The sequence below is a fragment of the Embleya sp. L77 genome (assembly GCF_055557415.1).
Window position 1 is genome coordinate 313,024 of record NZ_CM145709.1, and the last position, 18,882, is coordinate 331,905.

15 protein-coding genes and 2 pseudogenes are annotated in these 18,882 nt (G+C 72.2%); 11 read left to right on the forward strand and 6 right to left on the reverse strand.

Going from position 1 to position 18,882, the window contains the following annotated elements; genetic code table 11:
• Window positions 1-57: 57 nt before the first annotated feature.
• The 4 genes from ACZOOI_RS01150 to ACZOOI_RS01165 all read left to right on the forward strand — a co-directional run bounded on the left by ACZOOI_RS01150 (window position 58) and on the right by ACZOOI_RS01165 (window position 4,299).
• Window positions 58-1,227 carry an LLM class flavin-dependent oxidoreductase gene (locus tag ACZOOI_RS01150; protein ID WP_465278951.1) on the forward strand — a complete coding sequence of 390 codons (1,170 nt, stop codon included), beginning with the start codon at window positions 58-60 and terminating at the stop codon, window positions 1,225-1,227.
• A gap of 125 nt (window positions 1,228-1,352) precedes the next feature.
• Window positions 1,353-2,417, forward strand: a complete 1,065-nt coding sequence (locus ACZOOI_RS01155) for a zinc-binding dehydrogenase (RefSeq protein ID WP_465278952.1) — start codon at window positions 1,353-1,355, stop codon at window positions 2,415-2,417.
• A 368-nt stretch (window positions 2,418-2,785) separates the two neighbouring features.
• Window positions 2,786-3,214 carry an ATP-binding protein gene (locus tag ACZOOI_RS01160; RefSeq protein ID WP_391585925.1) on the forward strand — a complete coding sequence of 143 codons (429 nt, stop codon included), beginning with the start codon at window positions 2,786-2,788 and terminating at the stop codon, window positions 3,212-3,214.
• Between the two features lie 212 nt (window positions 3,215-3,426).
• Window positions 3,427-4,299, forward strand: coding sequence for a sigma-70 family RNA polymerase sigma factor (locus ACZOOI_RS01165; RefSeq protein WP_465278953.1), 873 nt, complete (start codon window positions 3,427-3,429; stop codon window positions 4,297-4,299).
• Between the two features lie 347 nt (window positions 4,300-4,646).
• Here the strand turns inward: ACZOOI_RS01165 and ACZOOI_RS01170 are convergent, their stop codons facing one another.
• Entirely contained in the window at window positions 4,647-5,192 is a 546-nt protein-coding gene (locus ACZOOI_RS01170; RefSeq protein ID WP_465278954.1) for a GNAT family N-acetyltransferase, read from the reverse strand.
• Window positions 5,193-5,241: 49 nt separating this feature from the next.
• Here ACZOOI_RS01170 and ACZOOI_RS01175 point away from each other — a divergent pair, with 49 nt between their 5' ends.
• Entirely contained in the window at window positions 5,242-5,820 is a 579-nt protein-coding gene (locus ACZOOI_RS01175; RefSeq protein WP_465278955.1) for a TetR/AcrR family transcriptional regulator, read from the forward strand.
• 591 nt (window positions 5,821-6,411) lie between these two features.
• On the opposite strand, the gene ACZOOI_RS01180 is transcribed toward ACZOOI_RS01175, so the two are convergent.
• Window positions 6,412-7,398: an SDR family oxidoreductase gene (locus ACZOOI_RS01180; RefSeq protein ID WP_465278956.1), complete on the reverse strand. Its 987-nt coding sequence runs from the start codon at window positions 7,396-7,398 to the stop codon at window positions 6,412-6,414.
• Between the two features lie 92 nt (window positions 7,399-7,490).
• Window positions 7,491-8,054: a MarR family winged helix-turn-helix transcriptional regulator gene (locus ACZOOI_RS01185; RefSeq protein WP_465278957.1), complete on the reverse strand. Its 564-nt coding sequence runs from the start codon at window positions 8,052-8,054 to the stop codon at window positions 7,491-7,493.
• Between the two features lie 3,010 nt (window positions 8,055-11,064).
• Here ACZOOI_RS01185 and ACZOOI_RS01190 point away from each other — a divergent pair.
• The 3 genes from ACZOOI_RS01190 (at window position 11,065) to ACZOOI_RS01200 (ending at window position 12,652) form a co-directional block, all read left to right on the forward strand.
• Window positions 11,065-11,898, forward strand: coding sequence for a HipA family kinase (locus ACZOOI_RS01190; protein WP_465278958.1), 834 nt, complete (start codon window positions 11,065-11,067; stop codon window positions 11,896-11,898).
• A complete protein-coding gene (locus ACZOOI_RS01195) occupies window positions 11,898-12,290 on the forward strand; it encodes a DUF3037 domain-containing protein (RefSeq protein ID WP_391585934.1) in 393 nt (130 codons plus the stop codon). Before ACZOOI_RS01190 ends, ACZOOI_RS01195 begins: the two co-directional genes overlap by 1 nt.
• Before the next feature lie 188 nt (window positions 12,291-12,478).
• On the forward strand, window positions 12,479-12,652 hold the full coding sequence (locus tag ACZOOI_RS01200) for a hypothetical protein (protein WP_465278959.1): 174 nt from the start codon (window positions 12,479-12,481) through the stop codon (window positions 12,650-12,652).
• A gap of 153 nt (window positions 12,653-12,805) precedes the next feature.
• On the opposite strand, the gene ACZOOI_RS01205 is transcribed toward ACZOOI_RS01200, so the two are convergent.
• The 3 genes and pseudogenes from ACZOOI_RS01205 to ACZOOI_RS01215 form a co-directional block, all read right to left on the reverse strand.
• Window positions 12,806-13,645, reverse strand: a complete 840-nt coding sequence (locus ACZOOI_RS01205) for an N-acetylmuramoyl-L-alanine amidase (RefSeq protein ID WP_465278960.1) — start codon at window positions 13,643-13,645, stop codon at window positions 12,806-12,808.
• A 235-nt stretch (window positions 13,646-13,880) separates the two neighbouring features.
• Window positions 13,881-14,936: pseudogene (locus ACZOOI_RS01210) on the reverse strand (ABC transporter permease); the annotation flags it as partial.
• Entirely contained in the window at window positions 14,933-15,655 is a 723-nt protein-coding gene (locus tag ACZOOI_RS01215; RefSeq protein WP_465278961.1) for an ABC transporter ATP-binding protein, read from the reverse strand. The pseudogene ACZOOI_RS01210 and the gene ACZOOI_RS01215, both read right to left, overlap by 4 nt.
• Window positions 15,656-16,315: 660 nt before the next feature.
• Here ACZOOI_RS01215 and ACZOOI_RS01220 point away from each other — a divergent pair.
• The 3 genes and pseudogenes from ACZOOI_RS01220 to ACZOOI_RS01230 all read left to right on the forward strand — a co-directional run.
• Window positions 16,316-16,672 (forward strand): annotated as a pseudogene (locus ACZOOI_RS01220) (sensor histidine kinase); the annotation flags it as partial.
• Between the two features lie 5 nt (window positions 16,673-16,677).
• Window positions 16,678-17,307 carry a response regulator gene (locus ACZOOI_RS01225; RefSeq protein WP_465281326.1) on the forward strand — a complete coding sequence of 210 codons (630 nt, stop codon included), beginning with the start codon at window positions 16,678-16,680 and terminating at the stop codon, window positions 17,305-17,307.
• A 180-nt stretch (window positions 17,308-17,487) separates the two neighbouring features.
• Window positions 17,488-18,711, forward strand: coding sequence for a beta-ketoacyl-[acyl-carrier-protein] synthase family protein (locus tag ACZOOI_RS01230; RefSeq protein WP_465278962.1), 1,224 nt, complete (start codon window positions 17,488-17,490; stop codon window positions 18,709-18,711).
• Window positions 18,712-18,882: the final 171 nt, after the last annotated feature.

The following is an 18,882-nucleotide window of genomic DNA, read 5'->3' on the forward strand; positions in this document are numbered from 1 at the left end:
CTCATCCAAGCAGGTTCTTGTGTCCTACGAAAGGTCTCGCTCGTGTCCGATGCCGCCGTGTCCGATGCCGCCCCGCCGACCCGCTTCGGCGCCTTCATCGCCCCCTACCACGGCATCGACGGCAACCCCGCGCTGCAACTGCGCCGGGACCTCGACCTGGTCGAACACCTGGACGCGCTCGGCTTCGAGGAGGCGTGGATCGGCGAGCACCACTCGGCCGGATACGAGACGATCGCCTCGCCCGAGGTGTTCATCGCCGCCGCCGCCGAACGCACCGGCCGGATCCGGCTCGGCACCGGCGTCAACTCGCTGCCGTACCACCACCCGCTGGTCCTGGCCGACCGCATCGTGCAGCTCGACCTGCAGTCGCGCGGCCGGGTGATGTTCGGCTCCGGGCCCGGCCAACTGGCCTCGGACGCCTTCATGATGGGCATCGACCCGATGCGCCAGCGCAGCATGATGGCCGAGGCGCTGGCCGCGATCGTCCCGCTGCTGCGCGGCGAGACGGTGACCATGCGGACCGACTGGTTCACCCTGGACCAGGCCCGACTGCACCTGGGCCCGTACACGCGCGCCGGCATCGAGACCGTATGCGCGTCCACCGTCTCCCCGTCCGGATCGGTACAGGCCGGAACCCACGGCATGGGCCTGCTCTCGCTCGCCGCCGCCGACCCGTCCGGCTTCGCCGCGCTGGCCACGAACTGGGACGTGTACGCCAAGACTTGCGCCGAACACGGCCACGTCGCCGACCGCGAGCGCTGGCGCCTGGTCGTGCCGATGCACCTGGCCGAGACCACCGAAGCCGCGCGCGAGCAGGCCGAGTACGGCGTGCACCACCTGGTCGATTACATCCAGGGGCTGTCCGGGATGACCATGCCCTGGGGCGCGACGGCCGAGGAGGCCGTGGCGCAGTGGACCGGCGAGGGATTCCCGACCTTCGGCGTGGCGATGATCGGCACGCCCGCGCAGGCGATCGAACGCATCACCGCGATGGCCGAACGGTCCGGCGGCTTCGGCACGCTGCTCCTGCTCGACCTGCCGATCGCCCGGCCCGCGGACAAGCGGCGCAGCTACGAACTGTTCGCCGAGTACGTGGTCCCGCACTTCACCGGCGCCAACCGCCCACGGCAGGCTTCGATGGCCTGGGCGAACGACAACAGCGAGCGCTTCATCGGCGCGCTGCGTCAGGCGGTCGTCGCCGCGATGACGCCGCCCGCCACCTCCTGAACCCAACCGACACACGTTCGTTCGTCGACCGGTGACCCGTGACCCGGTGACCCGTGATTGATCCGGTGACCGGCGAACCATTCGAACCAGTCGAACCGGTCGACCCGACAGGGAGATTGCCCATCATGCGAGCAGCGGTACTGCGCGGCGGCACGTTCACGGTCGAGGACATCGCGGCACCCGAACCCGGCGAGGGGCAGGTCCTCGTGGAGACGGTGGCCTGCGGCATCTGCGGTTCGGACCTGTCCGCGTACAAGCACACGGCCGAATTCCTACAGGCGTCCATCGACTCCGACACACCCTCGTTCGTCTTCGACCCGGACGCCGATCTGGTGATGGGTCACGAGTTGTCCGCGCGGGTGGTGCGGCCCGGCCCGGGTGTGACCGGCTTCGAGGAGGGCGAGGTGGTGGTCGGCCTGCCCTGGGCGCTGGACGGCGGCGGCGTGCTGCGCACCATCGGCTTCTCCAACGTCTTCCCCGGCGGCTTCGGCGAGCGCATGGTGATGCAGGCCGCGGCGCTGGTCAAGGTGCCCTCCCACGTACCGGCGCACATCGCCGCGCTGACCGAGCCGCTCGCGGTCGGCTTCGGCAACGTGGCCCGCTCCGGTGCGGAGAAGGGCGGTGCGGCGATCGTGATCGGTGCCGGGCCGATCGGCCTGGGCGCGATCGCCGGCCTGATCGAGCGCGGTGTGGCGCCGGTGGTGGTCTCCGAACCCTCGCCGCGCCGCCGCGAACTCGCCCGCGCGTTCGGCGCCCACGTCGTGGTCGACCCGGGCGAGCAGGACCCGTTCGTCGCGTGGCGCGAGATCGCCGAGCCGGGACAACCGCTGACCGTCTTCGAGTGCTCGGGCAGGGCCGGCATGTTCGATCGCATCACCTACGCCGCGCCGCGGGGCGCCACGGTGCTGCTGATCGGAGTGTGCATGACCGAGGACACGTTCCGACCCGTGGTGGGCATCTACAAGGACCTCACGGTCAAGATGTGTCTGACCTATCCGCCCGAGGAGTACCCGAAGACGCTGGCCCGGATCGCCGCCGGCAGCGTGGACGCGGCGGCGCTGGTCACCGGTCAGGTGGGCTTCGGCGGGGTGGCCGCCGCGATCGACACGCTGGGCCGGCCGGACGAGCACGTCAAGGTCCTGGTCCGACCGCACCTGGAGGGATCGGACGTACATCCCGCCACGGTGTAGCGGCGGGCGCACCCGGCGTCCGCCCCGCGCCGAACCCCCAGGGCCGTCGCGGCGGCGGGCCCGGGATGGACGCGCGGGGGGGTGTCACGCGTACGAGTGGACCCGGGCCGGTCGCCCCTGGCGCACGCGGTGCACGAACGGCGCGCTCGCCAGGGCATTTCACGCGCGCACGCCCCCGAACGCCCCGCCGAGCGGAGTGTGGAAGTGTCGCAAACTGGACGCGCCGGGCGTCGGAATCGGTACGCTCCGATGGAATTCCCTCGGAAGATCCGTACACCCGCCATCGGGGACATCATGAGTCACACCGGGCACCGTCACGGTGCCGTGTCCGTCCATCGCGTGACCGCCACCGGCTCGGGAGGCGCGGTATGACCGTGCTCAACGACGCTCATCCGGTGTGTCGGTTCGATCTGCCGCCGCATGAGGCGGAGGTGTCCGCGGCCCGGCGCAAGGTGGTCGCGATCGCCGTCGAGTGGGGCATGCCGGCCCACGGCGATCTCGTGGACACGCTGCGTCTGGTCGTGTCCGAGTTGGTGACCAACGCGGTCCGGCACGCGGGGGTGTTGACCCCGGCCATCGGCGTCACCGTGTGCGGCACCGACGACGGTGGCGTGCAGGTGGGGGTGCACGATCGACATCCGTTCTGTCCCAAGGCGCTGTTGGAGACGGTCGACGACGACAGCGGACGCGGCCTGCTGATCGTCAAGGCCCTGGTCGCGGAGGCCGGCGGGTACGCGGGGATCCAGCCGGACGCGACCGGCGGCAAGACGGTGTGGGTGACGCTGCCGCTGCGCTGAGCCGGGCGGGGCGGGGCGGGCCGTGGTCGATCATGGTCGGCCGTCGCCGACTGCCGTCTGCCGGGTCGAGACGTTGCGGCGGATCGGGACGTTGCGACGGGTCGGGTCCGCCGCGCGTGTTCGTCGGTCGTCCGCGTGATCGCCGGTTCGGTCACATCCATCGGGTTTCGTCGGTCAAGGCTGTGACACGACACGACGCGAATGTGAGACCGATGGACGAGAACGAGTTCCTGGCGGGCCGCTTCGAGGAGCACCGACCGCGGCTGCGGACGGTGGCGTATCGCATGCTCGGCTCGCTGAGCGAGGCGGACGACGCGGTCCAGGAGACCTGGATCCGGCTCAGTCGCACCGACGTGAGCGAGATCGACAACCTCGCCGGCTGGCTGACCACGGCGGTCGCCCGGGTGTCGTTGAACATGCTGCGCTCGCGCCGGACCCGTCGCGAGGACCCGTTGGACGCACACGTCCCGGACCCGGTGGTCACGCCCGGCGAGGGCACCGATCCCGAGCACGAGGCGGTCCTGGCCGATTCGGTCGGCCTCGCGCTGCTGGTCGTGCTGGAGACGCTCGCGCCCGCCGAACGCCTCGCCTTCGTGTTGCACGACATGTTCGCGCTGCCCTTCGACGAGATCGCGCCGATCGTGGACCGTACACCCACCGCCACCCGGCAGTTGGCCAGCCGGGCCCGGCGCCGGGTCCAGGGTTCGCCGGGCGACCCGGACGTGGACCCCATCCGGCAGCGCGAGGTGGTCGACGCCTTCCTCGCCGCGTCACGCGCCGGCGATTTCCAGGCGCTACTGGCCCTGCTCGACCCGGACGTGGTGGTACGCGCCGACCGGGCCGCGATCCTGGCGGGCGCGACGGACGACGTCCGCGGCGCGATGGCGGTCGCGGAGACCTTCACCGGCCGGGCCCAGGCCGCCCGGCCCGCGCTCGTCGACGGCATCTTCGGCGCCGTCTGGGCACCGGGCGGCGAGCCCCGGGTGATCTTCGGCTTCACCGTCGTGGACGGCCGGATCGTCGGCATCGACCTGCTGTCCGACCCCGATCACCTGCGCGACACGGACGTGACCTTCGTCGGCTGACCGGTAACCGAAGGAACCGAGAGAGTCGAGGAAGTCGAGGTCGCCGAAGGAACCGAGGGAGGCGAAGGAACCGCAGGGACCGAAGGGGCCGAGCGAGCCGCAGGGACCGGGACCGAAGGGGCCGAGCGAGTCGCAGGAGCCGCAGGAACCGAGCGAGTCGCAGGACCGAGGGAGTCGCAGGAGCCCAACGAACGGAGGGCGCCGAAGGAGCCGAAGGCGCCGATCCCGGAGCAATCCCGGGTCGGTGGCGCGCACAGCGTCGGGTCGTTCACCCACTTCGGGTTGCGCACGCCCTCGAGTCGTTCGTTGACCACCATTCACCACCATTCACCACCCTTCACCACCGTTCACCACTTCAGGTCGAAACGCTGCTCCACGGCGTCGATCCCCCAGGCGCGGGCCGGGTGTTCCTCGGTCAGGGTGAATCCGGCCCGGTCGTACAGGTGCCTGGAAGCGCTCAGGCCCGCGATCGTCCACAGGTACACGCCGACCGCGTCGCGCCGACGAGCCTCGGCCAGTGCGGTGTCGAGCAACGCACCGCCCACGCCGCGACCGCGTGCGGCCGGATCCAGGATCACCCAGCGCAGCCGCATCCACCCGTCCTCCTCGCGGGTGATCCCGATGCCGCCGAGCACCCGTTCCGCGTCCTCGGCGACCCACATCCGCCCGGGTCCGTCGTGCCCCTCCCGGGCCCGGGCCAGCGCGAGTTCGGCCATGCCCGCGGCGACGCCCGCCTCCATCGTGGTGTCCATGCCGTATTCGCGGCTGTACAGCACGCCGTGCAGCGCCGCGAGTGCACCCAGGTCGCCGGGACGGGTCGCGTCGCGCACGGTCACGGCGCTTGGACTGGGGCTGGGGCTGGAGGTGGGGCCGGGACTCGGCGTCGAGATCATGGTCTCGATACCCTTCACTGAAACAGTCGTTTCAGTAGAGGATATGCGGATGACCGCCGACGCGAAACCCCCCACCTCCGCCCGCCGCGACGAGCTGCTCGCGGCGAGCGTCGCCTACGTCGCCGAACACGGGTTGGCCGAACTCTCGCTGCGCCCGCTGGCCCAGGCGATCGGCTCCAGCCCGCGCGTACTGCTCTACCTGTTCGGCGCCAAGGAGGGGCTGATCCGGGAGATTCTGGACGTCGGCCGCGCCGAACAACTCGCCCTCGTCGAACGTGCCGACGGCCACCCCGGCACCGCCCGGGAGACCCTCGACCTGCTGTGGACCTGGTTGATCTCCCCCGAACGCCGAGGCGCACTGCGGCTGTTCTTCGACGGCTACGTCCGCTCCTTCGACGGCCCGGACGGCCCCTGGTCCGACTTCGCCGACAAGTCCCTCGACGACTGGCTTCCCCCGCTCCGGCGCGTCCTGGCCGACCATCCCGTCCCGCCGACCCTGGTCCTCGCCGTCCTCCGCGGCCTCCTCCTCGACCACTTGGCCGGCACCACCACGGCCCACCGGCAACGAGTGCAATCAGCCTGGACCACTTTTCTCGACCACTCCTTCCCCCCACCCGCCCCCCACTGACCCCGCCCCCACCCCGAAACCACTCAAAGCCGCTAAGCCAAGCGGACCGACGAGGACCAACCAGGCCAACCACCCCTCACCGCCCACCCCTCCCGCACCCCCACGACGCTCCCCCGACCCACCCCGAACCCTCAACCCACCCGACCAGCCGAACCGGACGCACCCCGCCCACCCCCAGGCGCGTCAGCGCCCCCGAGGCAGGCCGCCCACAGTGATCGACGCGCGCAGCGCGGAGAGCGGCGGAGCCGCAAAACCAAGACTTCGTGGCCCGGAGCGAAGCGGAGGGACACGAAGTCACGAGCGAGGGGCCACTTTTTTCTCGGAGGAGCGAAGCGGGGGAGAGAAAAAAGTGGTGCCTCGCGAGCCGGCGCCGAAGGCGCCCAACAAGCAGCAACGCCGCACCCCCGACTCCGGCACGCCGCACCGTCACCTCCGCGACCCAGGTGCGCTACTCCGCCCTCCGCGTCCCCCGCAGCACCCCTTCCCCCACCCCCACCCACGCCCTGCCCGCTCCGCCTCCGCCCTCACCCCGCCACACCCCTCCCCCGCGCCCGCACCGGTGCCCCCACCCCCATTCCGAACAACCGCCCCTCAGCCCCCCATCAACGTCGCCTCCTTCTCCGCCGGCAGCCCCACCACCGGGCGGTCGGGCCGTTGGGGCACGATGCCGTTCACCGAGCGGAGCCAGGTCCAGGTGTCGGCGACGGTCTCCTCGACCGGGCGCACGTGCAGGCCGGCGCCCGATGCCTTGCGCACATCCCGGCAGTGGATGCTGTCGTAGAGTTCGCCGGCCGGAAGCCAGATCGGCAGTTCGAGCCAGGGTTCGACGCCCGCGGCCAGGATCGTGTCGGGGTCGAGCCAGCGCAGTTCGGCGTCCGAACCGGTGACCCGGACGCACAAGTCGAGCAGTTCGCCCAGTGTGGTGTGGCCGGTCGGGCCGATCAGGTTGTAGGCGCCGCTACGACCCGCCTCGGCCGCGTCCAGGGTCCACTCGGCCAGGTCGCGGGCGTCGATGTACTGGATCTGCGCCTCGCGCGGCCCCGGAGCCGGGACCGGGCCGCCGCGGGCGATCCGGTTGAGCCACCACGGAAGGCGGCCGATGTTCTCGCGCGGGCCCAGGATCAGACCGGCGCGCGCGTGCACGTACCGGTCGCCGAACGCCTGCTCGACGGCGATCTCGGCGCCACGCTTGGCCCTGGCATAGGCCACGTCGTCACCGTCGTCGGGCGAGGCCTCGACCAGCGGGGCCTCCTCGCCCAACCCGGCGGGCGTCGGGTAGGCGTACACCGAGCAACTGGAAATGTAGACGTACCGCTCGACCCGACCTGCCAACAGGTCGGCCGAGTCGCGGACCACGCGCGGCGCGGCACTCCAGGTGTCCAGGACCACGTCCCACTCGCCGTCGGCAAGCGCGGCCAGGCCGCCCTCGGCGGTCCGGTCACCAACCAACGACCTTACGCCGACCGGGAGTTCGTGCCGCCCGCGATTGAACACGGTCACGTCCCAGCCCCTGGCCGACGCGGCGTCGGTGACGGCGCGGCCGACGAAAGCGCTACCACCCAGAATCAGAATTCTCATGGCCTCGACTCTGCCCACCGCCGGCGATCACGGGAAGCACCTCACGCTCTGGGCGGAATCGCTGTCGGCGTAAACCCACACCGACCGGCCGCCTACCCCACTCCCTGCGGCGGCCAAGAACGCCCGCGCCGCCCCGCCCCCTCCGAGCCCGACCCCACCGGGCCTGACCCTTCCGAACCCGAAGCCTCCCGATCCGAAGCCTCCCGATCCACCAACTCCCGATCCACCAACTCCCGGTCCACCAACTGCAACAGCCGCAACAGCTCGGCCCGATCCGCCTCACCCAGCCGATCGAAGACGGCCGCACCCGCACCTTGCCGGATCGCCCGGATCCGACGCAGCTCGGCCCGCCCCAGCTCGGTCAACTCGACCAGTGTCGAGCGCCGGTCCGACTCGGAGGTGCTGCGCCGGACCAGGTCCCGCGCGGCCAGGTCGTCCACGACGGTGGTCGCCGACCGCGGCACGATCTCCAACCGCGCCGCCAGATCGGCCATCCGCAACGGCTCGCCGGCGTGCGCGAGCACCTTCATCGCATGCGCCTGCGCCGGGGTCAGCCCCAGCGGGGCGAGTTCACGTCCGGCGCGCACCCGGATGCGCTTGGCCAGCCGCATGAACAGGTCGCCGATCGGCGCCGAGGTGGATTCCGGCGAACTCACGCGTGTCACGTCCAGGGAGACGGGGATCCGGTCGGATCCGGGTACCCCCATTGTCACGTCAGGTCCACAACCAACCGACGGCGGCGTGCCGCACCCCCACCGCACGCCCTGCACCCCCACCCCGCCCCGAGCACCCATCGAGGGGGCCGAACCGCGGAACCACCAAACCAAACCCCGATCGCCGGAGCCGAAAGCAGCGAGTGACCGGAGCCGCGGCGTCGCCGAGCCGGGAGCGAGCGAGCCGCCGGCGGCCACGGAAGCCACGAGCGCAACGAACCCGGGGCGACCGAAGCCGCAAGCAAACCAAGTCCAGCCGGCCGAGTCGCAAACGCAACAAACCGAGAGCAGCCAAAGCCGCAAGCGCAGCGAGCCCTGGCGAACCGGAGTCGCAAGCACAACAAACCAGGCCAACCCGGGTCGCGTACACGGCGAACCAGGAGCGGCCCGAGTCGCAAGCGCAGCGAGCCCGGGGCGACCCGAGTTGGAAGCACAGCAAGCCAGGCCAACCCAACCCGCAAGCGCAGCGAGCCTGGCAGCCCCGGTCGCAAACACAGGGAGCCCGAGAGTGACCGGAGTCGCAAGCACAGCGAGCCTGGCCGCCCCGGTCGCAAGCACAGCAAACCCGGCAGCCCCAGTCGCAAGCACAGCGAGCCGAAGGGCGGCCAAAGCCGCAAGCACAGCGAACCCTGGCGAGCCGGAGTCGCAAGCACAACAAACAGGCCAACCCGGGTCGCGTACACGGCGAATCAGCTCAACCTGTGTCGCGGGCACGGCAACCCAGGAGCAGCCCGAGTCGCAAGCCCACTGAGCCGCCACGCCAACCCAGCTCGCAAGCGCAGCGAGCCCAGGGCGGCCCGAGTGGGAAGCACGGCAAGTCAGGCCACCCAACCCGCAAGCGCAGCGAGTCTGGCGGCCCCAGATCGCGAGCGCAGCGAGCCCGAGAGTGACCGGAGTCGCAAGCGCAGCGAGCCTGGCAGCCCCAGTCGCAAGCACAGCGAGCCCAAGAGCGGCCGGAGTCGCAAGCACAACAAACCAGGCCAACCCGGGTCGCGGGCACGGCGAACCAGGTCAACCCGGGTCGCGAGCATGGCAACCCAGGAGCGGCCCGAGCCGTAAGCACACTGAGCCGCCAGGCCAACCCGGGTCGCAAGCGCAACGAGCCCGAGGGCGGCCCGAGTTGGAAGCACAGCAAGTCAGGCCACCCAACCCGCAAGCGCAGCGAGTCTGGCAGCCCCAGTCGCGAGCGCAGCGAGCCGGGTCAGCCGGAGTCGCGCAGGGAGCCGGGGGTGACGGGAGTCGCAAGCGCAGCGAGCCGGGCAGCCCCATTCGCAAGCACAGCGAACCCGAAGGCGGCCAGAGTCGCGGGCGCAACGTTGCTGCTTGTTGGGCGCCTTCGGCGCCGGCTCGCGAGGCACCACTTTTTCTTTCCTCCGCTTCGCTCCTCCAAGAAAAAGCGGCCCCTCGCTCGGGACGGTGTGTCCCTCCGCTTCGCTCCGGGCCACACCGTCCACAATTTGCGGCTCCGCCGCTCTCCGCGCTTCGCGCGTCGATCACTGTGGGTGGCCCGGGTCGGGGGCGCTGACGCGCCGGGGGTGGGGTGGTGGGCCGGGGTCGCGCGTGTGGCCCGCGCGACGGACCGGGGTCGGGGAGGGGAGCCCTCGTTGCGGGCCGAAGTCGGGGACGCCGACGTGGCGGGGTGGGCGTCGGGTGGGGGGCGGGTTCGCGGGTCGGCGGCCGAGACGCGTGGGTCGGGGCGCCGAACCGCGGCCGAACTCGGCGGCCCCGGGCCCGCCACGAATCGGCACCCGAAGCGGCTCACCAAAACCGGGCAACGCCACCCTCCCGACTCGGGCATCCCACCCCGCCGCCCCCACGACCCCCCTCTCCCCGACCCCCCACCCCCCCGGCGCGTCAGCGCCCCCGACCCAGCCCGCCCCAGTGATCGACGCGCGAAGCGCGGAGAGCGGCGGAGCCGCAAAACCAAGACTTCGTGACCCGGAGCGAAGCGCAGGGACACGAAGTCACGAGCGAGGGGCCACTTTTTTCTCGGAGGAGCGAAGCGGGGGAGAGAAAAAAGTGGTGCCTCGCGAGCCGGCGCCGAAGGCGCCCAACAAGAAGCAACGCCGCGCCCCCGACTCTGGCGGGCTTGCATCGCTGCGCTCTCGACTCTGGCTGGCTTGCATCGCTGCGCCCCCGACTCTGGCGGGCTTGCTTCGCCGCGTCCTCGACTCTGGCGGGCCTGCTCCGCCACGCCCCCGACTCTGGCGCACCCGCAGTGGCGCCTCGCGAGCCGGCGACGAAGTCGCCCAACAAGCAGCAACGTTGCGCCCCGACCCCGGCGCACCCGCTCCGCCGCACCCTCGACCCCGGCCGGCTTGCTTCGCCACGCCCCCGACTCTGACACACCCGCTCCGCCGCACCCCCGACCCCGGCACGCCCGCTTCACCACACCCCAACCCCGGCCCCCCTTCGCCGCGCCCACGACTCCGGCACGCCCCCGACCCCAGCCCGCCCCTCCTTCCCCGCACCCCCGACCCCGGCCCGCCCATCTCGCCGCACCCCCGACCCACCCGAGCAAACCCGCCACCCACGACCGTGGCGCGAACGCCCCCTCCCCCACCCCTCGGCGCCCCGCCCCAGCCCGCCCCCCGTAATCGACGCGCACAGCGCACAGAGCCGCAGAGCCGCAAAGCCGCAGCGAGCCGGCGCCGAAGGCGCCCAACAAGCAGCAACGCTGCCCGTGCAACTCCGGCCGCTCCCACTCGCTGCACGTGCGATTCCGGCCACCCCCCATCCCGGCGCCGCCAACCCCATCTCGGCACCACCACGCCGGCACCCCCACGCTGGCACCCCCACCTCCACATCCACGACTCCCCCAACTCCCACCCTCACCTCCGCCCCACCCCACCCCACACCACCTCCACCCCGCCCCGCACCACCTCCACCCCACCCAAGCCCCCCCAACCAGCCCGAGTGTTTTTCCCCATGCAGCCCGTGGCATTGTTCGGGAATGCTTCCCCTGGTCCATGCCATTCGTTATGTCACGCCGATGCGTGAGGGCGGTTCGTTGCCCGGTCTCGTCGAGGCCGACGATCTGGGCACCTATGTCGTGAAGTTCCGCAGTGCCGGGCAAGGCGCCAAGGTGCTGGTCGCAGAGGTCGTGGTGGGCGAACTGGCCCGCCGGCTCGGGTTGCCGGTGCCCGCCCTGGTGCGGGTCGAGGTGGATCCGGTGATCGTGCGCGGCGAGCCGGACCAGGAGGTCCAGGAGTTGGTCCGGGCCAGTGCCGGGCTGAACCTGGGGATGGACTTCCTGCCGGGCTCGGCCGACTTCACCCCCGCCACGTGGGAGCCGGACGCCGAACTGGCCGCACGCGTGTTGTGGCTGGACGCGTTCAGCTCGAACGTGGACCGTTCCTGGCGCAATCCGAACCTGCTGGTGTGGCACGGCCGGCTGTGGCTGATCGACCACGGCGCCGCGCTGTGGTTCCACCACGCGTGGCAGGCCGCCAAGTCCGCCGCGACGCGTGCGTTCGACGCCGGCGACCACGTGCTGGCCGCGCTCGGCGGTCCGGGCCTGCTCAAGGCGGACGCCGAACTGGCTCCCCGGATCACCCGCGAGTTGCTCACCGAGGTACTCGCGCTGGTCCCGGACGAGTGGCTGGAGTCGGGTGACGCCGAGCGCGCGTTGGGCCTGGACAGCCCCGACGCGCTGCGCGAGGCGTACATCGTGCACCTGCTCGCCCGGGCCGCCGCGCCGCGCGCATGGCTCCCGGACATCGCGCCCGAGACGGTCGCGCGGCAGGGTGCGGCACAACCGTCGAACCGCCCGGATTGGCTCAAGTGATGACGATGATCGCGCAGCGGGAGTTCTTCGAGTACTCGATCATCCGCCTGGTGCCGCGCGTAGAGCGCGGCGAGTGCCTGAACGTCGGTGTCGCGCTGTACAGCCAGGCGTTCGGCTTCCTGGGCGCGCGCACCCACGTCGAACAGTCCAGGCTGTGCGCGCTCGACCCGGACGCCGACGTCACCCAGGCGCGCGCGGTGCTCGCGGCGTGGGAACTCGTGTGTGCGGGGAGCGAAGCGGCCGGCGCGCCCGGCGCCGAGCCGGTCGGCCGGCGGTTTCGCTGGCTGACCGCGCCGCGCAGCACGATCGTGCAGCCCGGTCCGGTGCACGGCGGGTTGACCGCGAACCCGGCGGCCGACCTGGACCGGCTCTTCGACCTGCTGGTGTTGTGAAACGGGCGGCACGGTGCGCGGGGATGCCGTGACCCCCGCGCACCCGGCCGGCTGCCGGTCCACCCGAACCCGTCGCACCGAACCGCCGCGCCACGCGGCTGCCGACCGCCACGCTCTGTCCGTGTCGTGAGCTGCTGCGCTACCGTGCCGGGTACCGGTTGTTCCCGGGCTCCGAGGTGGAGGCGACGATGATCCGTACGTACGGTCCACAGAGTCGGGGCATGGTGGTCTGCACCCTCGTGCTGCTGACCATCCTGGGTTTGTACAGCGCGGTATACGACGCGATGGCCTGGACGTGGCTGGTGTGGTCACTGATGGCGATCGTCACCGCCCTCCTCGTGGCCACCGACCGAAGCATCTGAGACCCACGCATGGACCGACGCGGGTAAGACCCGAGCATCGACCAAAGCCGGTGAGACCCGAGCATCGACCGACGCGGGTGAAACCCGTACACCGGCCGAGGCGTGTGACGATCCCACACCCACCGAGGCTGGTGAGGCCCGCGCCCGGCCCGCTCACGCGACCGTGAAGCCGTGTTTGGCGCCCAGCCGGGTCAGTGACCGACGGCCCGGGATGCCGTCCGCGTCCGAGCCGTTGTAGCCCAGTCGGCGCTGCCATTCGGCGTATGCCTTCAGGGTCGCGGTGCCGTAGTGGCCGTCGGCCAGGTGGCGGGCGAGCAGGCCCTCGGCGACCAGGGCGTTCTCGACCATGCGGGTGCCCACGTAGGTGACCGGCGTACCCTCGCGGCCCGGGTCGGACCGGGCGGCGGCCACCAGTTCGGCCAGGTCGACGGCGGGGCGCGGGGCCGGGATGTCCACGGGTGGTGTGCCGCCGGCTCCGGCCACGATGCCCGGGAAGACCAGGTCGTGGAACTGCTGCACGCGCGCGTCGCCGGGGCACGCCGTGCCGTCGATGGACCACTTGGCGAACAGCCGGTGGTAGCCGTAGCCGGGGTCGTCCCAGGCCCGGCACACCCGCAGCGGCAGGCCGTGCCGCTCGTGCATCCACACACCGAGCCGGATCAGGCTGGCCACCTGGGCGTCGGTCCACGGGTCGGTGTGCTCCAGGTTGCTGGCACTCTCGCAACTGACCGCGCCGGTGCCGTCGGATCGCCGGTTCGCCGAGGCATTGGCGTCGGCCCGGGTCTCGGTGCCGATGTACTGCCACAGCTCGCCGTCGTACGCACAGCCGAAGTGCGATTCGAGGTTGGTCGAGTCGCGCCAGTACTCGTACATCCGCTCCCCGGACCAGGGCGCCGCGATCGAGTGCAGGATCAACTGGGTCGGGCGGATGGCGGGCTGCGCGTCGGATTCCGGCTCCAGCTCGCGCTTGGTGGCTCCGGGGTACCAGGCCATGGCGGTCTCCCTGTGATCGAGGTCGGGGGACGGGGTCGCAAATGCCCATGGTCGCCACGGTTCGCCGGCTTTTCGGCAATTTCCCGAAAGGCCGGCCTAAGCGGAACGAAGTCGCCCATAATGCCGCCGCACAGATCGGCCGCTCGTCGACGGTCGCCTCGCGCAGCGCCTCGAGCGGATCGATCCGACCGGCTCGCCGGGACGCCGACCACACGGCGATCAGCGCGGTGCCCACGCCCGCCACGAACGTCGCGGGCGGTATCCGGGCGGGGATCCGGATCGCGAATCCGGCCGGTTCGAAGCCGGCGTCCACCAGCGCGGCGGCCGCCGCGGGTGCGCCGAGCACGCCGATCAGCACGCCGGCGGCCGACCCGAGGGCGCCCAACACCAGCGCCTCGGCGTACAACGCGCGGCGCACCTGACCGGGATCGGCGCCGATGGCGCGCAGCAGGGCGAGTTCGCGGCGCCGGGTGAGCACGCCGAAGGCGAAGGTGGCCGCGACCACCAGAATCGTGACGAAGCCCGCGAGCACGGCCGACACGGTGATCACCTGGGCACCGATCCACGACGTGCGTCGATCCACGGCCGGCGCCAGATCGCGCCGGTCGGCGCCGGTGAGCACGCGCGCGTCGGCGGACGCCAGGGAGCGCGCCGCGGCGGCCACCACTCGCGGGTCGGCGCCGTCGGCCAGGTGCAGGCCGAGCACCCGCACGCCGGGGGCCAATGCCTCGGCCCGCTCGTCCGTGACGTAGTAGCCGGACCCGCGCACCGTGCCGCTGACGGTGTACGCGGCGGGCCCGCTCGCGGTCAACGCCGTGACCGACTCGCCCGGGTGCAGCCCGAGTCCGGCGTCCACGGCGATCTCGTCGGCGCGTTGCGGGGCGTGCCCGGCGACCAGCGGAGCAGGCGCGAGTGTCGAACCGGACCACCCGTGGCCCACCCACTCGTCCCGGTCCGACCCGCCCACCGGTTGCCCGTCCGACACGGCCTGCGCGTAGAAGGATCGGTCCGCGACCACCGCCCGCACTCCCGGGATCGCGGCCAGTTCGCGCACGAGCCGTGCGGTGCGCTCGGGCGACCACGGCGCGGGCTCGGCGAACGCGCCGTCCCGGTGTGCACCGTGCGTGCTCTGCAGCAGGACGGGGGTGCCGGCGTAGCGCTCGGGCGCGGGTGTATCGCCGGTGAGCAGGATCAGCGCGCTCGCGGTGAGGATCGCCGTGCCCACGACCAGTGCGAGCAGCGACCCCAGTACGGCGGTGCCGCGTTCGCGCAGCGTGGCCAGGGTGTTCACGCCTGCCCCTCGGCCGCAGCCGCCCGGGCGGCGATCGTCTGCGGGTCGGCCCGGTGTGGGAGTTCGTCGACCACGCGGCCGTCGGCGAGCAGCACGACCCGATCGGCCCAGGACGCGGCGGCCGGGTCGTGGGTGACCATGACCACGCTGTGGCCGTACTCGTCGACCAGCGCTCGCAGCAGGCCGAGCACGGTGCGCGACGCGGTGCTGGCCAGCGCCCCGGTCGGCTCGTCGGCGAACAGGACCTCGGGCCGGGTGATCAGGGCTCGAGCGATCGCCACGCGCTGCCGCTGACCGCCGGACAGTCGGTCGGGCCGATGCCGGGCACGATCGGCCAGCCCCACGGCGGCCAACGCCTCGGCCACCGCCACCGGGTCGGCGCGCCGGCCGGCCAGTCGCAGCGGAAGCGCGACGTTCTGCTCCGCGGTGAGCGCGGAGACGAGGTTGAGGGTCTGGAAGACGAACGCGATGTGCTCACGGCGCAGCCGGGCCAGCGCACGCTCGTCCAGGTCGCGGGTGACCGTATCGGCGATCCTGACCAGGCCGGAGGTGGGTCGGTCCAGGCCCGAGGCGCACTGGAGCAGGGTGGACTTGCCGGAGCCGGAGGCGCCCATCACGGCGGTCATCGTGCCCACGGCGATGTCGAGATCGACCCCGTCGAGCGCGGTGACCGGCTCGCCGCCGGTGGGGAATACGCGGGTGACATCGCGCAGCCGCACCGCGACACCACCGCCGCGCGCCGCAGCCAGGCGGCGAACGCGATCGCCCGGCACTGCACAGGGCGAGCGTTCGGACAGGTCCGGGCGGTCGCGCGGCACGGCGCCGGGTGACTGTTCGGACGGGTCCGCGGTCGCACGGCACGGCACCGGAGGGCGAATGTTCGGACAGGCCCGCGCGGTCGCACGGCACGACACCGGGCGAGCGTTCGGACAGGCCCGCGCGGTCGCACGGCACAGCACCGGAGGGCGAATGTCGGCGGGACGGCTCTGCGCGGTGGCGCGGCGCGGCGCCGGGTTGGTTCGTCACGGCGTCGAGTCAAGTCGCCGGGTGGGGGTCGGCGCATTGGTGCCAGGTCTGGTTCGAACACTCCACCTGGCACTACCGACAGCGGTTCGGGTGCCGGCTACGGTCGAGCGGTGATTCCTCGCAACGTATTGGAGGCGCTGACCTCGTGCCCGGTGGGTTTCCTGTCCTCGGCTTGGCCGTGGCGCTCGATCGCATATCTGCTCGCGGGCGGCGTGCCCGGGGTCGCCGGCGGCGTCGCGGCGGGTGGGATCGCCGCGTCCTGGGATCGGGTCGGGCCGGTCGCGGCGGTGCTCTGCGCGGGTCTGGTGTTGGCCGTCCTGGTCGCGGTGGCGGGACCGTTCGAGCGGCGCCGATTGCCCGCCGCGATTCGGGACGTGGCGGGGCGTTCGCCGGTGCCGGTGGACACCGACGTGCAGGTGTCGCGGCTGCCCGCGTCGGTGGAGGTGGCGGCGCACTTCGCGGTATGCGAGGCGCTTGCGAACGCGGCCCGGCACGGCGGCGCCGAGCGCTGCCGGGTGGATGGGCGGATCCGGGACGGGGTGCTGGTTCTGGAGGTCGCCGACGACGGGCGCGGCGGCGCGGACCCGGCTGCCGGTTCGGGCTTGACGGGGTTGGCCGACCGGGTCGCGGCGGTGGACGGTCGGATGTTTTTGTCGAGCCCGATCGGCGGGCCGACCCTGGTGCGAGTGGAGATACCGTGCGGCGGTTGAGGGTGGTGATCGCGGAGGATTCGGTGTTGTTGCGCGAAGGTCTGGTGGGCCTGCTGGAGCGGTTGCACGAGGTACCGGCGGCGGTGGGCGACGGCCCCTCGCTGGTGGAGGCGATGCACGCGCACGCCCCCGATGTGCTGATCGCCGATGTCCGGATGCCGCCGGACTTCACCGACGAGGGTCTGCGGGCGATCCGCGAGCTCCAGCGGACGCGCCCGGACCTGGCGGTATTGGTGCTGAGCCAGTACATCGAACAGACGTTCGCGGACGAGTTGCTGGATGCCCGCAACGGGGCGGGTACGGGCTATCTGCTCAAGGATCGCATCGGCGATGTGACCGAATTCATGGCCACACTGGAGCGGGTCGCCGGCGGCGGCATGGTGGTCGATCCCGAGGTGATCCGCCAGTTGCCGGCCCGGCGGCGCCACCCGCCGGCCAGGGTGACGCCGCGCGAGCGCGAGGTGCTCGCGCTGATGGCCGAAGGGCGCTCCAACGCGGCCGTGGCCCGGGCTCTGGTGGTCAGCGAGGCGGCGGTGTCCAAGCACATCGCGAGCATCCTGACCAAGCTGGATCTGCCGCCCGCGGCCGACGATCATCGGCGGGTATTGGCCGTTTTGACGTATTTGCGGGGCTGAGCCGGTTACCGGTCGGTTGTCGGGACTCCACAAGTAATAGGACGTCCTCTTTATCGGTGTCGATACCCGCCCGCCGACTTTTCCCTGACAGCGTTGCGGATCAAGTGGCCCATACGCGAGCGCGCGTGGGCCACCCGTGTCGTGTTTCCACAATGCTTCGACAGAGCTGGGGTGCGTTTTATGACGCTCGGCAAGACCGATGTGGTGGTGACGGGGATGGGTGCGACCACGCCGTTGGGCGGGGACGTACCGTCCACGTGGGCGGCCCTCCTCGCGGGCGAGTCGGGAATCGAAGCCCTGGCCGACGCGTGGGCGGCCGACCTGCCGGTGCGGATCGCCGGACGGATGCGGGTCTGCCCCGAGACGGTGCTCGACCGGGTCCGGGCGCGGCGGCTGGACCGATGTCAGCAGGCCGCACTCGTGGCGGCGCGCGAGGCGTGGGAGAACGCGGGCGCGCCGACGGTCGAGCCGGAACGGTTCGCCGTGGTGGTGGGCACCGGCATGGGTGGTGCGATGACGATGCTCGCGCAGCACGACGTGCTGGCCGCGTCCGGCGTGCGCCGGGTGTCCCCGCACACCGTGCCGATGCTGATGCCCAACGGGCCGGCCGCGCAGGTCAGCATGGAGTTCGGCGCCCGGGCCGGCGCCTACACCCCGGTCAGCGCGTGCGCGTCGGGCTCGGAGGCGATCGCGTACGCCCTGGACCTGATCCGGCTCGGCCGCGCCGACGTGGTGATCGCGGGTGGCGCGGAGGCGACGATAGGCGCCCTGCCGATCGCGGGCTTCGCGCAGGCCCGCGCGCTGTCCACCTACGAGGGCGACCCGGCCGCGGCATCGCGTCCGTTCGACGCCGGGCGGAACGGCTTCGTGATGAGCGAGGGGGCCGCGCTGCTGGTCCTGGAGCGGGCCGACTTCGCGGCGGCACGCGGCGCCTCCGTACACGCGTACCTGGCCGGCGCGGGGGTCACCTCGGACGCCAACCACATCACCGCCGGGTACGGTCCGGGCCAGGTCCGGGCGTTGCGGATGGCGATGGCCGAAGCGGGCGTCGCCGCCGCGGACGTGGACCACATCCAGGCACATGCGACCTCGACGCCGGGGGGCGACGCACTGGAGGCCGCCTCGATCACCGAGGCGATCGGTACGCACGCGGCGGTCACCGCGATCAAGTCGATGTTGGGCCACCTGTGCGGCGCGGCCGGCGCGATCGCCGCGGTCGCGGCGGTGTCGGCCCTGCGCGACGGCGTCATCCCGGCCACCCTCAACCTGGACTCCCAGGACCCGGACATCGACCTCGACGTGGTCGCCAAGGAGCCCCGGGTGGGCCCCCTGAACGTCGCCGTCGCCAACGCCTTCGGCTTCGGCGGCCACAACGCCGCCCTGGTCTTCACCTCGGCGAACTAGGCTCCGTCCGGCGGAACTTGGTGGGGGCGCAGCCGCCGAGGAAACACCGCGCTCGCCCGACCCCGGTCCCCGCGTCCCGACGCGACGACCGGGGTCGTCGCATGCCCGCGCCCGGGTCGCGAAGGAAACGGATCGAGTGGTGCGCGGCGCACGGTGCGAGGCAAAGCGGAG